This window comes from Microbacterium sp. HD4P20, assembly GCF_019449275.2.
In the GTDB taxonomy this organism is placed as follows: domain Bacteria; phylum Actinomycetota; class Actinomycetes; order Actinomycetales; family Microbacteriaceae; genus Microbacterium.
This window is the reverse complement of sequence record NZ_JAHZQZ020000014.1, coordinates 68,653-84,838: the sequence shown is the minus strand read 5'-3', so window position 1 is coordinate 84,838 and position 16,186 is coordinate 68,653. Positions and strand designations below refer to the sequence as shown.

At 69.2% G+C, this 16,186-nt stretch carries 13 protein-coding genes; 2 read left to right on the top strand and 11 right to left on the bottom strand.

The features are described 5' to 3' along the window. Nucleotides 1–3 precede the first annotated feature (3 nt). Nucleotides 4–1,545, bottom strand: coding sequence for an MFS transporter (locus K0817_RS08615; protein WP_219981061.1), 1,542 nt, complete (start codon nucleotides 1,543–1,545; stop codon nucleotides 4–6). A 63-nt stretch (nucleotides 1,546–1,608) separates the two neighbouring features. Between K0817_RS08615 and K0817_RS08610 the strand changes: the two genes are divergently transcribed. Further along, complete coding sequence (locus K0817_RS08610; RefSeq protein WP_219981060.1) at nucleotides 1,609–2,154, top strand: TetR/AcrR family transcriptional regulator; 546 nt, start codon at nucleotides 1,609–1,611, stop codon at nucleotides 2,152–2,154. A gap of 9 nt (nucleotides 2,155–2,163) precedes the next feature. On the opposite strand, the gene serA is transcribed toward K0817_RS08610, so the two are convergent. From serA to K0817_RS08560, 10 genes are all read right to left on the bottom strand, one after another. Further along, nucleotides 2,164–3,768: a phosphoglycerate dehydrogenase gene (serA, locus tag K0817_RS08605; protein ID WP_219981059.1), complete on the bottom strand. Its 1,605-nt coding sequence runs from the start codon at nucleotides 3,766–3,768 to the stop codon at nucleotides 2,164–2,166. Between the two features lie 133 nt (nucleotides 3,769–3,901). Beyond that, nucleotides 3,902–4,276 carry a bacitracin resistance protein gene (locus K0817_RS08600; protein ID WP_253735268.1) on the bottom strand — a complete coding sequence of 125 codons (375 nt, stop codon included), beginning with the start codon at nucleotides 4,274–4,276 and terminating at the stop codon, nucleotides 3,902–3,904. Continuing rightward, nucleotides 4,273–4,803 (bottom strand): DNA polymerase III subunit gamma/tau, encoded by a 531-nt coding sequence (locus K0817_RS08595; RefSeq protein ID WP_219981058.1) that lies wholly within the window; start codon nucleotides 4,801–4,803, stop codon nucleotides 4,273–4,275. The genes K0817_RS08600 and K0817_RS08595 overlap by 4 nt, the downstream gene beginning before the upstream one ends. Beyond that, on the bottom strand, nucleotides 4,800–8,090 hold the full coding sequence (locus K0817_RS08590; RefSeq protein WP_219981057.1) for a lamin tail domain-containing protein: 3,291 nt from the start codon (nucleotides 8,088–8,090) through the stop codon (nucleotides 4,800–4,802). The genes K0817_RS08595 and K0817_RS08590 overlap by 4 nt, the downstream gene beginning before the upstream one ends. Before the next feature lie 222 nt (nucleotides 8,091–8,312). Beyond that, nucleotides 8,313–9,338, bottom strand: coding sequence for a ketol-acid reductoisomerase (ilvC, locus tag K0817_RS08585; RefSeq protein WP_219981056.1), 1,026 nt, complete (start codon nucleotides 9,336–9,338; stop codon nucleotides 8,313–8,315). A gap of 53 nt (nucleotides 9,339–9,391) precedes the next feature. Continuing rightward, nucleotides 9,392–9,901: an acetolactate synthase small subunit gene (gene ilvN / locus K0817_RS08580; RefSeq protein ID WP_219981055.1), complete on the bottom strand. Its 510-nt coding sequence runs from the start codon at nucleotides 9,899–9,901 to the stop codon at nucleotides 9,392–9,394. Between the two features lie 3 nt (nucleotides 9,902–9,904). Then, the gene (locus tag K0817_RS08575; RefSeq protein ID WP_219981054.1) at nucleotides 9,905–11,707 is read right to left on the bottom strand and encodes an acetolactate synthase large subunit; all 1,803 of its coding nucleotides are present in this window, start codon (nucleotides 11,705–11,707) and stop codon (nucleotides 9,905–9,907) included. Nucleotides 11,708–11,752: 45 nt separating this feature from the next. Further along, a complete protein-coding gene (gene ilvD, locus K0817_RS08570; RefSeq protein WP_219981595.1) occupies nucleotides 11,753–13,459 on the bottom strand; it encodes a dihydroxy-acid dehydratase in 1,707 nt (568 codons plus the stop codon). A 10-nt stretch (nucleotides 13,460–13,469) separates the two neighbouring features. Continuing rightward, nucleotides 13,470–14,261 carry a trehalose-phosphatase gene (gene otsB / locus K0817_RS08565; protein ID WP_219981053.1) on the bottom strand — a complete coding sequence of 264 codons (792 nt, stop codon included), beginning with the start codon at nucleotides 14,259–14,261 and terminating at the stop codon, nucleotides 13,470–13,472. Beyond that, nucleotides 14,258–15,778 carry a trehalose-6-phosphate synthase gene (locus K0817_RS08560; protein WP_219981052.1) on the bottom strand — a complete coding sequence of 507 codons (1,521 nt, stop codon included), beginning with the start codon at nucleotides 15,776–15,778 and terminating at the stop codon, nucleotides 14,258–14,260. Before K0817_RS08560 ends, otsB begins: the two co-directional genes overlap by 4 nt. A 135-nt stretch (nucleotides 15,779–15,913) precedes the next feature. On the opposite strand from K0817_RS08560, the gene K0817_RS08555 reads away from it, so the two are divergent. Next, entirely contained in the window at nucleotides 15,914–16,168 is a 255-nt protein-coding gene (locus tag K0817_RS08555) for a hypothetical protein (RefSeq protein WP_219981051.1), read from the top strand. The last annotated feature ends 18 nt before the right edge of the window (nucleotides 16,169–16,186 follow it).

Genomic DNA, 16,186 nt, shown 5'->3' with positions numbered 1-16,186 from the left:
CTCCTACGACTTCGAGCGGGACCCTCCCAGGGTAGTGGCCGCGATGACGCCGGCGAGGACCACCAGACCCGCGCCGATGAGCGCGGTGACCGTGACGCCGGCGTCGAAGGCGTGCGCCGCGGCCTCCTGCAGCGCCGCACCGGTCACGCCGCCGATCTCGGCCGCTGCCTGGACCGCGCCGGCCAGCGTCTCACGCGCCGCGTCGGCGGCGGCATCCGGTACCCCCGCGGGGATCACGAGCTGGGCACGGTACAGAGCCGCCAGTATGCCCCCCAGCACAGTGGTGCCCAGCACTGCGCCCAGCTCGTAGGCGGTCTCGGAGACCGCGCTGGCGGCTCCCGCCTTCGCCGGCGGAGCGCTGGCGAGCACCAGTTCGTTCGACACGGTCTCGGCGGCACCGATGCCGATGCCCAGGGCCACGAAGGCACCGACGAGGGCACCGAGGCTGTCGGGCCCGGTCGCGAATGCCACGGCGAGGTAGCCCGCGAGTGAGAAGACGAGCGCCGCCGGCACGACGATCCGGGCAGGCCACTTCTTGGCGATCGGCACGACCGCCAGTCCCGCGACGATCATCATGGCAAGCCCCGGTACGAGGGCGAGGCCGGCGTGCATCGGCGAGAGCCCGACGACGAGCTGCAGGTGCTGCGCGACGAAGAAGAGGAAGCCCACCAGCGCGATCACGCTGAGCAGGTTCACCAGCAGCGCACCGCTGAAGGTGCCCTGGCGGAAAAGTCGCATGTCGAGCATCGGTGTCTTCACGCGCAGCTGGCGCCGCACGAAGAGCACGCCGAAGACCAGGCCCGCGATCATCGGCAGCCACGCCGTGGCGCCGAAACCGTGGACAGCCAGCTCTTTGATCCCGTAGACCATGGGGATCATCGTCGCCATGGAGAGGACGATGCTCATGGGATCGATGCGTCCGGGATGCGGGTCGCGGCTCTCGGGAACCAGGAGCGGCGCGAACACGAGCAGCGGCACGAGAACCGGCACCGCCATGAGGAACACCGATCCCCACGAGAAGTGCTCCAGAAGCAGTCCCCCGACCACGGGCCCGAGGGCCGCGCCCGCCGAGAACATCGAGGCCCACACCGCGATGGCAAGGCGCCGCTGGTCGCGGTCGGTGAAGATGCTGCGCAGCAGCGAAAGCGTCGACGGCATGAGCATCGCGCCGAACACGCCCATCGCGGCGCGCGCGGCGATGAGCCACTCGGCGGTCGGCGCGAAAGCCGCGAGAGCCGACACGGCGGCAAAGCCGACAGCGCCGATCAGCAGCATCCGTCGCCGGCCGAACCGGTCGCCGAGCGTGCCCATCGTGACGAGGAGTCCCGCCAGTACGAGCGGATACGCGTCGATGATCCACAGCTGCTGCGTGCTGGTGGGCTCGAGCTCGAGCGCGATCGCCGGAAGCGCGAAGCTGAGCACCGTGTTGTCGACCGACACGAGCAGCACCGGCAGCATGAGCACGACCAGGGCGGCCCAGCCGCGCCAGCCGACCCGGCGACCCTGCGCATCGGCGAGCGAGAGTTCTTGAGTGAGAGTCATCATTTCTACACCGTCCAGCCGGTATAGTATCAGGATGCCGCACCCGCTGTCGATACGATCGACCGCATGAGCCGCCCTCCCCTGGCCCGCGAGAAGGTGCTCGACGCGTTCGAGCGCATCCTGGTCGACGACGGCGAACGAGCCGCGACGATCGATGCCACCGCGCGCGCCGCCGGGGTGTCCAAGGGCGGACTGCTGTACCACTTCTCGTCGAAAGACGCGCTCGAGGCCGGCCTGATCGCGCGACTCCGGTCCCTCGCCGATGCCGACGTCGCCGCGATGGCCGCCGCCGAAGAAGGCCCGATCGGCTACTTCCTGCGCTCCTCGGCCATGCAGAACGACCCTCTCGACCGCGCGATCCTCGCCACCTCGAGGCTGGCCCAGGGGGGCAACGCGACGGCGAGCGAGTCGTTGCGCGACATCCGAGAGCAGTGGGCGCGAACGCTCAGCCCTCACACGGTCGACGCTACTGCGCTGGACCTCGTCATGCTCGTGAGCGACGGCCTCTACTTCAACAACGCACTCTCGGGCGGGTCGATCCCCGGACCCGTGCCGCGCGGCGCCGCGATGGACGCGCTGGTCGCCCTCGTGGAGCGCGCGGCGAAGGGTTGACGACCGAGGTCAGTCCTCGGTGACCTCGATGCGGCGGAACAGGTCGGCGCCGACCGCCTGGCGCATGTCCTCGAGGAGTTCCTCGGGCACCGGCGAGTCCACGGTGAGGACCGAGAGCGCGCGCCCGCTGGCGTCGGCCTGGGCGACCTGCAGTCCGGCGATGTTGATGCCGGCATCTCCCAGCTTCTGACCGTAGATGGCGACGATGCCCGGCCGGTCGGCGTATCGCATGACGAGGTGATGACGCTCGATCGGCACCTCGATGTCGTAGCCGTTGATGTCTACGACCTTGGGGACCATCCGCGTTCCCGCGAGCGTCCCGGCGATCGTCAGGACCGAGCCGTCCGAAAGGGTGCCGCGCAGGATCGTGATGTTGCGGTACAGCGGGCTCTCCGCCTCGACGATCAGACGGGTCTCGATGCCGCGCTGCTCGGCGAACAGCGGCGCGTTGACGTACGAGACGTTCTCGCTCACGACGTTGGCCAGGATTCCCTTGAGCGCGGCCAGGCGGTACACGCTGACGTCGTAGGCGGCCAGCTCACCGCGCACCTCGATGTCGAGGCTGGTGAGCGCGCTGTGCGCGAGGCCCGTGAAGAACTGCCCCAGCTGTTCGACGAGCGCGATGCCGGGGCGCACGAACGGGTCGATCACGCCGCCCGCGACGTTGACCGCGTCGGGCACGAGGTCGCCCTCGAGCGCGAGCTTCACCGACTTGGCAACCGAGACGCCGGCCTTCTCCTGCGCCTCGTCGGTGGAGGCGCCGAGGTGCGGCGTCACCACGACGTTGGGCAGGCCGAGCAGCGGGAAGGCGGGGCCGTCCTGGGCGGGAGGCTCGCTCGAGAACACGTCCAGGCCCGCGCCCGCGATCTCGCCTGCAGCCAGCGCGGCGTGCAGTGCCTCCTCATCGATCAGGCCGCCGCGGGCGACGTTGACGACGAAGGCGGTGGGCTTCATGAGACGGAACTGCTCGGCGCCGATCATGCCGGTGGTCTCGGGCGTCTTCGGCATGTGGATCGTGACGAAGTCGCTCTGCGCGAGGAGGTCGTCCAGCTCAAGTAGCTGTACGCCGAGCTGCTGCGCGCGGGTCGGGGTGACGTACGGGTCGTACGCGACGACGTTCACCCCGAACGCCTGCAGACGGGCCGTGATGAGGGCGCCGATACGGCCGAGTCCGATGATGCCGACCGTCTTCTCGAACAGCTCGGTGCCGGTGTACGCGCTGCGCTTCCATTGGCCCGCGGCCAACGACGCGTGCGCGGCGGGGATGCGGCGCGCGAGGCTCAGGATGTGGCCCACGGTCAGCTCGGCGGCCGAGATGATGTTCGAGGTGGGCGCGTTGACCACCATCACCCCAGCGGTGGTCGCCGACTTGATGTCGACGTTGTCGAGTCCGACGCCGGCGCGCGCGACGACCTTCAGCACGGGAGCCGCGGCGATGGCCTCGGCGTCGACCTTCGTGGCTGAACGGATCAGCACCGCGTTCGCGTCGGCGAGGGCCGACAACAGGGCGGGCCGGTCGGTTCCGTCGACGAAGCGCACGTCGAAGTCGGGACCCAGAGCGTCGATCGTGGCGGGAGAGAGCTCTTCGGCGATGAGGACGACAGGCTTCGTCACAGATGATTCCTTCGAGGCGATGCGCGAGGGCGCGGAGCAGTGCGGACCGGATGCCGCGCCGCACGCCAGCGGGGGCGAGGCCGTTGCTCAGCCTATCGCGCGCGGCGGCGACCGCCTGACCGTGTGACGCCGTTCAACCGAGGAACGAAGCAGAGTTGAGCGTGGTGTACGCGACGACGTTGAGCCAGAAGACGGCGACCACGGCCAGCCCTGTGACCATGAGCAGCAGGAGGTGATGCGGTTCGCGCCGGTACCCGAGCGCGAACGCCGCGCCCCACACCAAGAGCGGGAACACCGCGGCGAAGATCCAGATGAACCAGCCCAGGGCGTTGAGGGTGAGGCCCGCATCGCCGAACGCGCCCAGCGTCACGACGAGGTTGCCGATCGCATTCCACACGGCATACGCGTAGAAGAGCCCCACCAGGCCCGCGATGGTGGCCACCAGCCATGTCGGGGTCTTCCCCCGCGCCGGACCGGATGCCGCCGGATGCGTCGTCGTGTCGTTCATTGACCCACCGCTCCGATCATGACGAACGGCCACGGCAGCAGCAGCACGACACCGGCCGCGAGCCACGCGAATCTCACCCAGCTGCGCGCACCGCGCGTGAGCAGAAAGGTCGTGGCGAACCAGAGCACCGGTGCGAGCACGGCCAGCCACAGGCTGCCCTGGTACATCACGTCGAAGACGAGGTACTGCGCGTGACCCTGCAGCCGCAGTCCGCCGATCAGCCATCCGATGGCGAACAGAGCGTAGACCCCGCCCAGCACGCCCAGCGTGATGAGCTCGGCGCTTCGCATCGCCGCCCGCGGGGCGGCGTCTTCGACCGGCACTTCGGGCCGATGATCGTCTTCATCGCCGTCACCGGCGCCCACGGGCTCCTCTGCGAGGGACTCGCTCCCCCGACCCACCGCGACGTAGCCGTCCGGGAGCGCAGGGGTTGCCTGTGGCTCTCCGGCTGCGGTCGGCGAACCGGCATCCAATGTCGGATCGTCGTCGCCCGACCAGCTCAGGGCATCGTCGTCTCGGCCGCTCACGGCTCCAGACTAGCCGCGTGCGCGCGATGATGGTCGTCGCCGTTCGCGGCGCCGGCATCTCCGACGGCGAAGGTGACGGCATCCGTCTCGACCGCCTTCGCGTGCTGCAGGTTCAGCGAGACGGCGAACTCGTCATCGGCCTCGGTGTATCGGTGCTGCAGGCCGCGCTCGATCACGCGCCACGGCCGCTCGTTCGACGCCGTCATGCTGTGGCCGTCGTCGGCGACGAACTGCTCGTAGTCGTAGGGGTGGCTCGCGGTCGCGCCCAGCGCCACCGAGAAGGTGTCAACGGCCAGAGTCCGCGAGCCGAGATCGATCTGAAGGAGGCGCTGGAATCCTGTTGCCCGCTCACCTGTGGGGGTGCGGAACTCCTGGTAGTCGGCCAGCGCCTCGAGCACCGTGTGCCCCGGAATGCCGCCCGCGTTCTCGGTGACGATCGATCCGATGCCGTGGAAATGCCCCGAGAGCACCAGCACGACGTTGCGATGGGGCGCGACGACGCGCTCCCATAACAGGTCGCCGTGCGAGACCCACCGCGACGAGGTCGACCGCTCCGCAGACTGTTCGTCGGTCTTGGGGGTCAGGTGCTCGTGGGTCGAGATCACGATGTTGGCGTCGGCGTGGGCAGCCACGACCGTCTCGGCCCAGGCGATCTCGCGCTCGGCGTACGCGTACGGCAGCGAGATCATCACGAACCGCGCACCGCCGGCCTCGAACGACGACCAGTTCGCGCTGTTGTCACCAGGTGCGATGGATGCCCCGTACCAGTCTTCGTCCGCGTACCGGCCGGGACCGAAGTACTCGTTGAACAGCTCATTCGTCACGCCGCGCTTGTTGTCGTGGTTGCCGGGCAGCACGCTGTTGGGCACCGCGGCGTCATCGAGCACGGCCTGCATCTCGGAAGCGACCTCGAATTCCCGCCGTGCTCGCTCTTCGAGCTGGTCGGGGTCGACCCAGCTCTGCACCAGGTCACCGGTATGGGTTGAGAAGGCGATCTTGCGCGCATCGGCGTTGGCGGCGATCCACCCGACCTGGTCCGCGTAGACCTCCGAGTAGTACTGGGTGTCGGTCATGTGGCTGAGTGCCACGTCGTACTCCGCGGCATCGGCGATCCCTGGTCGCGCTGTCACCGCTGGGTCGTCTTGCGGCACCACCTGCACGAGCAGCTCGACGAGACCGTCGTCGACCTCGCGACCGGCGACCCGGCCGGACAGGGCGATGCGTTCGTCGGCGTCTGAGCCGCGCGCCGTCCGTTCGCCTGCCTGCTCATCGAGCGTGCGCCAGGCGCCGGAACCGGGGCTCCACACGGAGAGCCGGACCGTGGCGCGCCCCACGGTGCGGCCAGACCAGCCGACCGTGCCGTCACCGGTCGCCTCGACGATGAGCCGCAGGTACGGCAGCCGATATCGGTCGTCCCTGGCCTCGATCGCCGCGTGTGCGACGTCGATCCGCACTTCGTCGGCGAGACGTCGCTTGCTGAGGGGCTCCTCGGTCGCGCCCGCGAACGCAGCGATGACGCGTGTCCCGGCTCGGAGAGTCGCGCGGGCCGTGTCCGCTCTGCGCGACGACGCCTCGGGTAGGTGGGGCGCGGCCTCGACCGCACGTTCCAGCGCGTCGCCGGCGAGAGCTGCGGGCGTCTGTGCCTGACGGTCGGCGAGCACGCCCGGGGTCGCCGGCGCCGCGACGAAGTCCGATGCGTCGTCACCCGAGAAGCCCGCGCGCTGCCAGGTCTCGCCCTTCAGCCGGTCGACGCCGAAGGTCGGAAGGGACAGGCCCTTGGTGCAGGGGCTGGCACGCTCGACGCTGTCGTCCATCTCGTTGCGGTGGAAGACGCCGACGCTGTCGACACGCCTGCCGGAGGCGTCCTCGATCCACACACCGTGACCGCCGAGCTCCCACCCGCGGTCGAACCGCGCGTCGGCAGTCACGGCTGCAGCCGTGCCGGCCAGGGCCGCGAGCCACGTCCTGCCCGGTGCGAGGCGTGTGCCCTCGCCGACCACCGCGAGATCGTCGAAGGCGCGAAAACCGTCACTGCCGCACGCGACGATCCGCCACCCCGAGATGTCGACGGTGCGGGGACCGAAGTTGCCGAGCTCGACAAAGTGAGACCGCGTCGCCCCGGGGATCCCGGGGTCGGCGGCGAACTCGCTGACCGCGACGCGCGGCCTGTCCGGATACTCGAACGTCCTCGGGATGACGACGGCCTGATGCCGCACGTTCGCCTCGCCCGGCGTGCGCGCGGCGATCACGAACTCGGTCTCAGAGGTGCGCTGCCAGCTCTCCCCCGCCCGATGGTCGAGCTCAGCCGCGAGACGCTCGTCCCCGTCCTGACACGCGGTGTCGCCGCGTGATGACACCGTCACGCCGTCCACACGCCGGCCGTCGGCGTCCACCAGCAGGACGCCCGACACGAGGTCGGCGAGCGACGTGCGCGTGCGGACGGCGGCATCGCCGTCGAACCGCGGTCCGCCGATCACGAGCCGCTCTCCGGGCGCGAGCGCGTCGTCCGTGCCGAATCGATGCTGCAGCGTGTCATCGTCCAGTCGGCCGGTCGCCGTGCAGCGGTACAGCGCCCAGCCGGTGAGCGGCGCGACCTCCGGACCCGTGTTGCGGAGCTCGACGAAGTCGTCGCCGTGCCCGGCCGGTCCGGCGGGGGCGACCTCGTCGATGCGGACGGCGGCCGCCACCGCGGGCGCGCGTACGGCATTCGCCGCGCCCGGCGTCGCCCGCGCCCGCAGCCAGCCGTCGGTCGTACGCTGCCAGCTCTCGCCCAGTGCGAAGGCGGTCGCGGCCGGAGCATCCGGCATCCCGCACTCGCTCTCGGTCGGCACGGGAGAGCTCGGGTAGACGGCCACGCTGTCGGAGATGTCGCCACCCGGTTCCAGCAGGACCAGCCCGTACCCTTCGTACGGCAGCACGTCGGCGAACACGGCGTCGGCGGGATCGCTGCGCCAGCCGGTGTGGGTCGCGGTGTAGCGCTCCCCCGGAGCGAGCGTCACGCCCGTCAGATCGATCTCGGGTCGAGACGCCTTCGCCCGCAGGCCCTCCTCGTCGCACCGGTAGATCGACCAACCGGTGAGCTCGACCGTCTCGCGCGAGGAGTTGCGCAGTTCGAAGAAACCACCTGATCCTCCCGGCCCGCCCTGACCGCCGCCCGGGCTGATCTCATCGATCACCACGGACTTGTCAGGCGGCGACTCCTGGCCGCCGGTGGCGGCCGCCGGGAGGACGGCGGTGACGAGAACGAATGCCGTGACCATCGCCCGAGGGCGCAATGCGAGGCGCACGAGCCCAGGGTGGGCGTCGCGCGTGAACGACCGGAAGCGACACGAGAGCGTCCCGATGAACGGCGCGCGACGTCCGGACCATGCGACGTTGCGCCGCCACGTCGGTTTCGTCGGTCACGCCGTGCGCCCGCGCCGCCGAACGAGGACCGGCCGCCCTCGCCCGTGGTGGGGGCGAGGACGGCCGGTCGGAGCCGTGCCGGATCGGACGGCGGTCTTGATGGATCAGCGCGCCGCGGAACCCTCGACGTAGCCCTCGTCCTGCTGCTTCCAGGCGAAGAGCGCGCGCAGGTCCTTGCCGACGGTCTCGATCGGGTGCTGAGCGGCCTTCTCGCGCAGCTCGTTGAACTCGACGGCGCCGTTGTCCTGGTCGTCGATGAACCGCTTCGCGAACGCGCCGGACTGGATGTCGGCGAGCACGGCCTGCATGTTCTCCTTGACCTTCGCGTCGATCACGCGCGGGCCCGAGACGTAGTCGCCGTACTCAGCGGTGTCCGACACCGACCAGCGCTGCTTGGCGATGCCGCCCTCCCACATCAGGTCGACGATGAGCTTCAGCTCGTGCAGCACCTCGAAGTAGGCGATCTGCGGCTGGTAGCCCGCCTCGGTGAGCGTCTCGAAGCCGTACTGTACGAGCTGCGAGACACCGCCGCACAGCACGGCCTGCTCGCCGAACAGGTCGGTCTCGGTCTCTTCCGTGAACGTCGTCTTGATGACGCCGGCGCGCGTGCCGCCGATGGCCTTGGCGTACGACAGTGCAGTCGCCCAGGCCGCGCCCGAGGCATCCTGCTCCACCGCGATGATGTCGGGGATGCCCCGACCGGCGACGTACTCGCGGCGGACGGTGTGACCCGGCGCCTTCGGAGCGACGAGGATCACGTCGACGCCCTCGGGCGCCTGGATGTACCCGAAGCGGATGTTGAAGCCGTGCGCGAAGGCCAGCGTCTTGCCCGCGGTCAGCTTGTCCTTGATGCTGTCGGTGAAGATCGACCGCTGGTGCTGGTCGGGGGCGAGGATCATGATGAGATCCGCCCACTCAGCCGCATCGGCGACCGACTTGACCTCGAAGCCTTCCTCCTGGGCCTTTTCGGTGGACTTCGAGCCGTCCTTGAGGGCGATGACGACCTCGACGCCCGAGTCACGCAGATTCTGGGCGTGCGCGTGGCCCTGCGAGCCGTAGCCCACGATCGCGACCTTCTTGCTCTGGATGATGCTCAAGTCGGCGTCGGCGTCGTAGAAGATCTCAGCCATCTTCGTGTTTCTCCTTGGGTTGTGGTTCAGAAAGATCGATCGGATGCCGCGACTCAGCCGCGCAGCACGCGCTCGGTGATGCTCTTGCCGCCGCGGCCGATGGCGACCAGGCCGGACTGGGCCAGCTCCTTGACGCCGAAGGGCTCGAGGGCACGCAGGAACGCGTCGACCTTGCCCTGGTCGCCGGTCACTTCGACCACGAGCGCATCGGGCGCGTAATCGACGATCTGCGCGCGGAAGAGGTTCACGACCTCGAGCACGTTCGAGCGGGTCTGGTTGTCGGCGCGCACCTTGACGAGCATGTGCTCGCGCTGCACGGATGACGCCGGATCGAGCTCGACGATCTTGATGACGTTCACGAGCTTGTTCAGCTGCTTGGTCACCTGCTCGAGGGGCAGTTCCTCGACGTCGACGACCACGGTGATGCGCGACAGTCCCGGCACCTCGGTGACGCCCACCGCGAGCGATTCGATGTTGAAGCCGCGACGAGCGAAGAGTCCGGCGACGCGGGTCAGCAGACCAGGCTTGTCCTCCACCAGGAGGCTCAGCACGTGACTGGGCATGTGTCAGTCCTCCTGCTCGAACGCGGGCGCGTGGTCACGCGCGTACTGGACGTAGCTGTTGCTGACGCCCTGCGGCACCATCGGCCACACCATGGCGTCGGCACTCACGACGAAGTCGATGACCACGGGGCGGTCGTTCGTCTCGAGCGCGGTCTTGATGGCGGCATCCACGTCCTCCTCCTTCTCGACGCGGATCGCGAGGCAGCCGTACGCCTCGGCCAGCTTCACGAAGTCGGGGATGCGGACGGTGTCGTGGCCGGTGTTGAGGTCGGTGTGGGAGTAGCGGCCGTTGTAGAACAGCGTCTGCCACTGGCGCACCATGCCGAGCGACGAGTTGTTGATGATCGCGACCTTGATCGGGATGTTGTTGATGGCGCAGGTCGCCAGCTCCTGATTGGTCATCTGGAAGCAGCCGTCGCCGTCGATCGCCCACACGTGGCGATCCGGCTCTGCCACTTTGGCGCCCATCGCTGCCGGCACCGAGTAGCCCATCGTGCCCGCCCCGCCGGAGTTGAGCCAGGCGTTCGGCCGCTCGTACTTGATGAACTGCGCGGCCCACATCTGGTGCTGTCCGACGCCGGCGGCGTAGATGCCCTCGGGACCGGTGAGATCGCCGATCCGCTGGATCACGTACTGCGGCGACATGAGACCGTCCGATGGCTGCGTGTACCCGAGCGGGAACTCATCGCGCAGGCCATCCAGGAACGACCACCACTCGGCGGTGTCGGGCTCGCTGGAGCCGCTCACGCCACGGAAGGCCACATCGAGGTCGACCAGCACGTCCTTGAGGTCGCCCACGATGGGCACATCGGCGGTGCGGATCTTCGAGATCTCGGCGGGATCGATGTCGACGTGGATGACCTTGGCGTTCGGTGCGAACAGCGCCGCCTTGCCGGTGACCCGGTCGTCGAAGCGGGCACCGAGCGAGATCAGCAGGTCGGCCTCCTGCAGCGCGAGCACCGCGGGAACCGTGCCGTGCATGCCGGGCATGCCCAGGTGCTGCGGGTGCGAGTCGGGGAAGGCGCCTCGCGCCATCAGAGTCGTCACCACGGGCGCCCCCGTCGACTCGGCCAGTGTGCGCAGCTCGGCCGACGCCTGGGCCCGCACAACGCCGCCTCCGACGTAGAGCACCGGCTTCTTGGCGTCGGCGATCATCTGCGCGGCGGCCTGGATCTGCTTGCCGTGCGCCTTGGTCACCGGGCGGTAGCCGGGCAGGTCGATCTTCGGCGGCCACACGAACGGCGCCTCGGCCTGCTGTGCGTCCTTCGTGATGTCCACGAGCACGGGTCCCGGCCGACCGGTCCCGGCGATCTCGAACGCGGCGGCGATCGCACCGGGGATCTCGGCAGCGTCCTTGACAAGGAATGAGTGCTTCGTGATCGGCATCGTGATGCCCACGATGTCGGCCTCCTGGAAGGCATCCGTCCCCATCAGGTTCGAGAAGACCTGCCCGGTGATGCACACGATCGGCACCGAGTCCATGTAGGCGTCGGCGATCGCGGTGACCAGATTCGTCGCGCCGGGGCCGGACGTGGCGATCGCGACGCCGATCCGGTTCGATGCCGCGGCGTATCCTTCGGCCGCGTGGCCGGCGCCCTGTTCGTGACGGACGAGGATGTGGCGCAGGTCGCTCGAGTCCATGAGCGGGTCGTAGACGGGAAGGATGGCGCCGCCCGGCAGCCCGAAGACGTCGGTGACGCCGAGCAGCTCGAGCGAGCGGACGACCGCCTGAGCGCCCGTGAGCACGGGCGCGGTGGCGGTGCGAGCGGGTGGCCGTGGAACGGCCGCAGCGGTTTCGGCGGGCATGGTGAATCCTCAGAATCGGTCGGAGGGATGTGTCGGTAGCCGGGTTCAGCCCGTGGTCGCGCCCTCCGCAGCGGAGCGCACGAGTCGGGAGTACTTGGCAAGGACGCCACGGGTATAGCGCGGGGGAAGCGGCTCCCAGCCAGAGCGGCGGGAGTCGAGCTCAGCTTCGTCGACGAGTAGGTCGAGAGAGCGAGCCGCGATATCGACCCGTATCAGATCACCATCGCGCACGAAGGCGATGGGACCTGCGTCCACCGCTTCGGGTGCTATGTGGCCGATGCACAGGCCGGTTGTGCCGCCTGAGAATCGTCCGTCCGTCAAGAGTAGTACATCTTTTCCGAGCCCCGCGCCCTTGATGGCGGCGGTGATCGCGAGCATCTCGCGCATGCCGGGGCCGCCCTTGGGGCCCTCATAGCGGATGACGACGACGTCACCCTTCGCGATCTGTCCCGCTTCGAGCGCGTCCATCGCGGCGCGCTCGCGCTCGAACACGCGTGCCGGGCCCTCGAAGACGGCGGCGTCGAAGCCGGCGGTCTTGACGACGGCTCCTTCGGGAGCCATCGAGCCGTGCAGGATCGTGATGCCTCCGGTGGCGTGGATCGGGTTGTCGAACGTGTGGATGACGGTGCCGTCGATCGGGTCGGGGTCGAGGTCGGCGAGGTTCTCGGCGAGCGTCTTGCCCGTGACGGTCAGCGCGTTGCCGTGCAGCAGCCCTTCGTCGAGCATCGCCTTCATGATCACCGGGATGCCGCCGTGCCGATCCACATCGTTCATGACGTACTTGCCGAACGGCTTCATGTCGGCCACGTGGGGCACCTTGTCGCCGATGCGGTTGAAGTCGTGCAGGCTCAGCTCGACCTCGGCCTCGCGCGCGATCGCGAGAAGGTGAAGCACGACGTTCGTCGAGCCGCCCAGCGCCATCGCGAGTGCGATGGCGTTCTCGAAGGCTTCCTTGGTGAGGATGTCGCGCGTCGTGATACCCAGGCGGAGCAGATTGACCACCGCCTCGCCGGAGCGGTGGGCGAAATAGTCGCGGCGGCGATCGGCCGACGGCGGAGCGGCCGAGCCGGGAAGCGACAGCCCGAGCGCCTCGGCGACCGAGGCCATGGTGTTCGCCGTGTACATGCCGCCGCAGGCGCCTTCGCCCGGGGCGATCGCGCATTCGATGCGCTTGAGGTCGGCTTCGCTCATCTTGCCGGCGAGACATGCCCCCACCGCCTCGAACGAGTCGATGATCGTGACGTCCTTCTCGGTGCCGTCGCTCAGCTTCACCCAGCCGGGGGCGATCGAGCCGGCATAGAGGAAGACACTCGACAGGTCCAGGCGTGCCGATGCCATCAGCATGCCGGGGATCGACTTGTCGCACCCGGCGAGCAGCACCGAGCCATCGAGGCGCTCGGCCATCATCACCGTCTCGACGGAGTCGGCGATCACCTCCCGCGAGACCAGCGAGAAGTGCATCCCCTCGTGGCCCATCGAGATTCCGTCCGAGACCGAGATGGTGCCGAACTGCAGCGGGTAGCCGCCGCCGGCGTGCACGCCCTCCTTGGCGCCCTGAGCGAGCCGGTCCAGGCTCAGGTTGCAGGGGGTGATCTCGTTCCAGCTCGACGCGATGCCGATCTGGGGCTTGTCCCAGTCTTCGTCGCCCATCCCGACCGCGCGAAGCATCCCGCGCGAGGTGGTGGCTTCGATGCCGTCCGTCACCACGCGGCTGCGCGGCTTGATGTCGATGGAGTCGTCAGGCTGGGGCATGACTGCGAGTCTATTGCCGCCGGGCGCTCCGCTCGGCGGCGATGACACTCAGCAGACCCGCCATCGCCTCGATGTCGGGCACGCACAGCGTCGCCGCCGTGGGCCCCGTCCCGACGTGGACCCCGAGGTCGCCCTCGCCGAGGCTTCGCAGGGCGTCCTCGTCGGTGACGTCGTCGCCCGCGAAGAGCACCGCCGAGGCATCCGTCCTCTCCCGCAGCTCGGCGATCGCCGAGTCCTTGCCCTCGTGCCGGAAGGCGTACTCGACGATGTTGTGGCCGGTGCGGCGGCGCCAATGGGGCGCTTCGGCGGCCACGATGGCATCGACGAGGCGGTTCGCCTCGTCGGCTGCGGCCTGGTCGGCGCGGCGCGTGTGGACGCCGAAGCCGAAGGTCTTCGGCTCGATCCAGATCCCATCCAGGTGCGCGGTCGCCTCTCCGGCATGAGTGCGGAGCATGTCGCGCAGGCGCACGTCGCCGTCATCCTCGGCATGTCTGAGCGCACCTTGCCCGGGGATCCAGAACTCGGCCCCGTGAGACCCGGCCAGCAGCACCTGGGAGTAGTCGTCGTGCTCGGCGATGACGCGCAGGTCCACCAGGCTCCGGCCCGACACGAACGCCACGATGGTGCGCGGCGCCGCCACGAGCGCTTCGACGGCCGCTCGCGCGGCCGGCAGCATCCGGGCAGCCATCGGGTCGTCCGCGAGCGGCGACAGCGTGCCGTCGAAGTCGAGGGCGACCAGCAGCAGAGCGGATGCGGTGATGCCGGCGATCGCCGAACGCTCGTCGACGGATGCCTCGGTCACGCGCTCGCCCCCTCGACGACGGTTGCCTCTGATCTTCCGGGGCCCTCGAGGCGACCGGGTGCGGTCGGCCGGTGATGCTCGCGTGCGTCGGCGAGGGCGTCCAGGAAGGACTGCGACCAGCGCGCGACATCGCTGTCGATCACCTTCTTGCGCAGCGCGCGCATACGGCGGCCCTGCTCTGCCGCCGGCATGTGGATGGCGCGCATGATGGCGTCCTTCATGCCGTCGATGTCGTGCGGATTGATGCGCACGGCGCTGGGCAGCTCGTCGGCCGCGCCGGCGAACTCGCTGAGCACCAGCACGCCGCGGTTGTCGATGCGGGACGCGACATACTCCTTCGCCACGAGGTTCATACCGTCCCGCAGTGCGGTGACCAGCATGACGTCGGCAGCCAGGAACAGCGCCACCATCTCTTCCCGCGGGTACGCCTGGTGCAGATACCGGATGGCCGTGTGGTCCATCGTGTCGTGGTCGCCGTTGATGCGCCCGACGGTCAATTCGATCTCGTCGCGCAGCTGCATGTACGCGCCGACGCGTTCCCGGCTCGGGCTCGCCACCTGCACCAGCGTCACGTCCTCGACCGAGAGCTTCCCGTCCTCCAGCAGCTCGCCGAACGCCTTCATGCGATGCCGGATGCCCTTGGTGTAGTCCAGCCGATCGACGCCGAGAAGGATCTTCTTGGGGTTGCCGAGGCTCTCGCGGATCTCGATCGCGCGGGCTTTCACATCGGCACGGCGGGCGAGGTCGATGTACGAGCTCGCGTCGATCGAGATGGGGTAAGCCTTGGCCAGCGCGCGCCGGCTCGATCCATCGGGGTTGGGCACCGTGATGCCGGAGGCCTTGGTCTCGTAGCGCAGCTGGCGGCGCACGGCCCGGGCGAAGTTGCCCGCGTCGGCCACGCGCTGAAAGCCGATGACATCGGCTCCGAGGAGTCCCTCGAGAACCTGACGGCGCCACGGCAGCTGCGAGTAGAGGCCGTATGCCGGGAACGGAATGTGGTGGAAGTACCCGATGGTGAGGTCCGGCCGCGCCTCGCGGAGCATGCGGGGCACCAGCTGAAGCTGATAGTCCTGGACCCACACCGTCGCACCGGGCCCCGAAACCGCAGCGGTCGCCTCGGCGAATCGCCGGTTGACCCGCACGTACGCGTCCCACCACACGCGGCGGTAGCGGGGCTCGGAGATCACGTCGTGATAGAGCGGCCAGAACGTGTCGTTCGACATGCCTTCGTAGTACAGCTCGATCTCTTCCGCGCTCAGCGCCACGGGCACCAGGTGAGTCCCCTCGAACTCGAACGGCTCCACCTCGACATCCGGCTGACCCGGCCAGCCGACCCACGCACCGTCCGCCCGGCGCATCACGGGCTCGAGAGCCGTGACCAGGCCTCCCGGCGAACGTCGCCATGACGGCTCGCCGTCACCGTCCACGAGGCGGTCCACAGGGAGTCGGTTGGCGACCACGACCAGCTCCGCCTGTCGGTGGGGCGTGGTCTCACGGGGAATCGCGCGGGCTGTCACACGGGCTCCTGACGGTGCGGGGGACAAGGCACCCCCAGGCTAGCGTGCCCTGCGAATCTGCCATCTCCCCTTGACGTGGCAGACGCCCGATGTCAAGGGGCGACGGCCCTGCGCCGGGCGCGCTAGCGTGAAGCCATGCGCAAGTACCTCTTCGGCACGGGGATCCTCGCGGCCTTCACCGGCGGCATGACACTGCTGCGCGGTCTCCGTGAGAATGAACCTTTCACGTGGCGGACCGCACTGGCGTGGCTCAGCTGGGGGATCTCGCTAGCCCTCGCGATCGGCGCGATCGTCGATGTGCGCCGGGCGTCCCACGGAAAGCTCATCGACAACGACTCGCCCGTCCATGGACGGGAGAAGAAGCTGCTCAAGCGCCGCCTCGAGCGATGAGGTAAGCCCCCCGCAGTC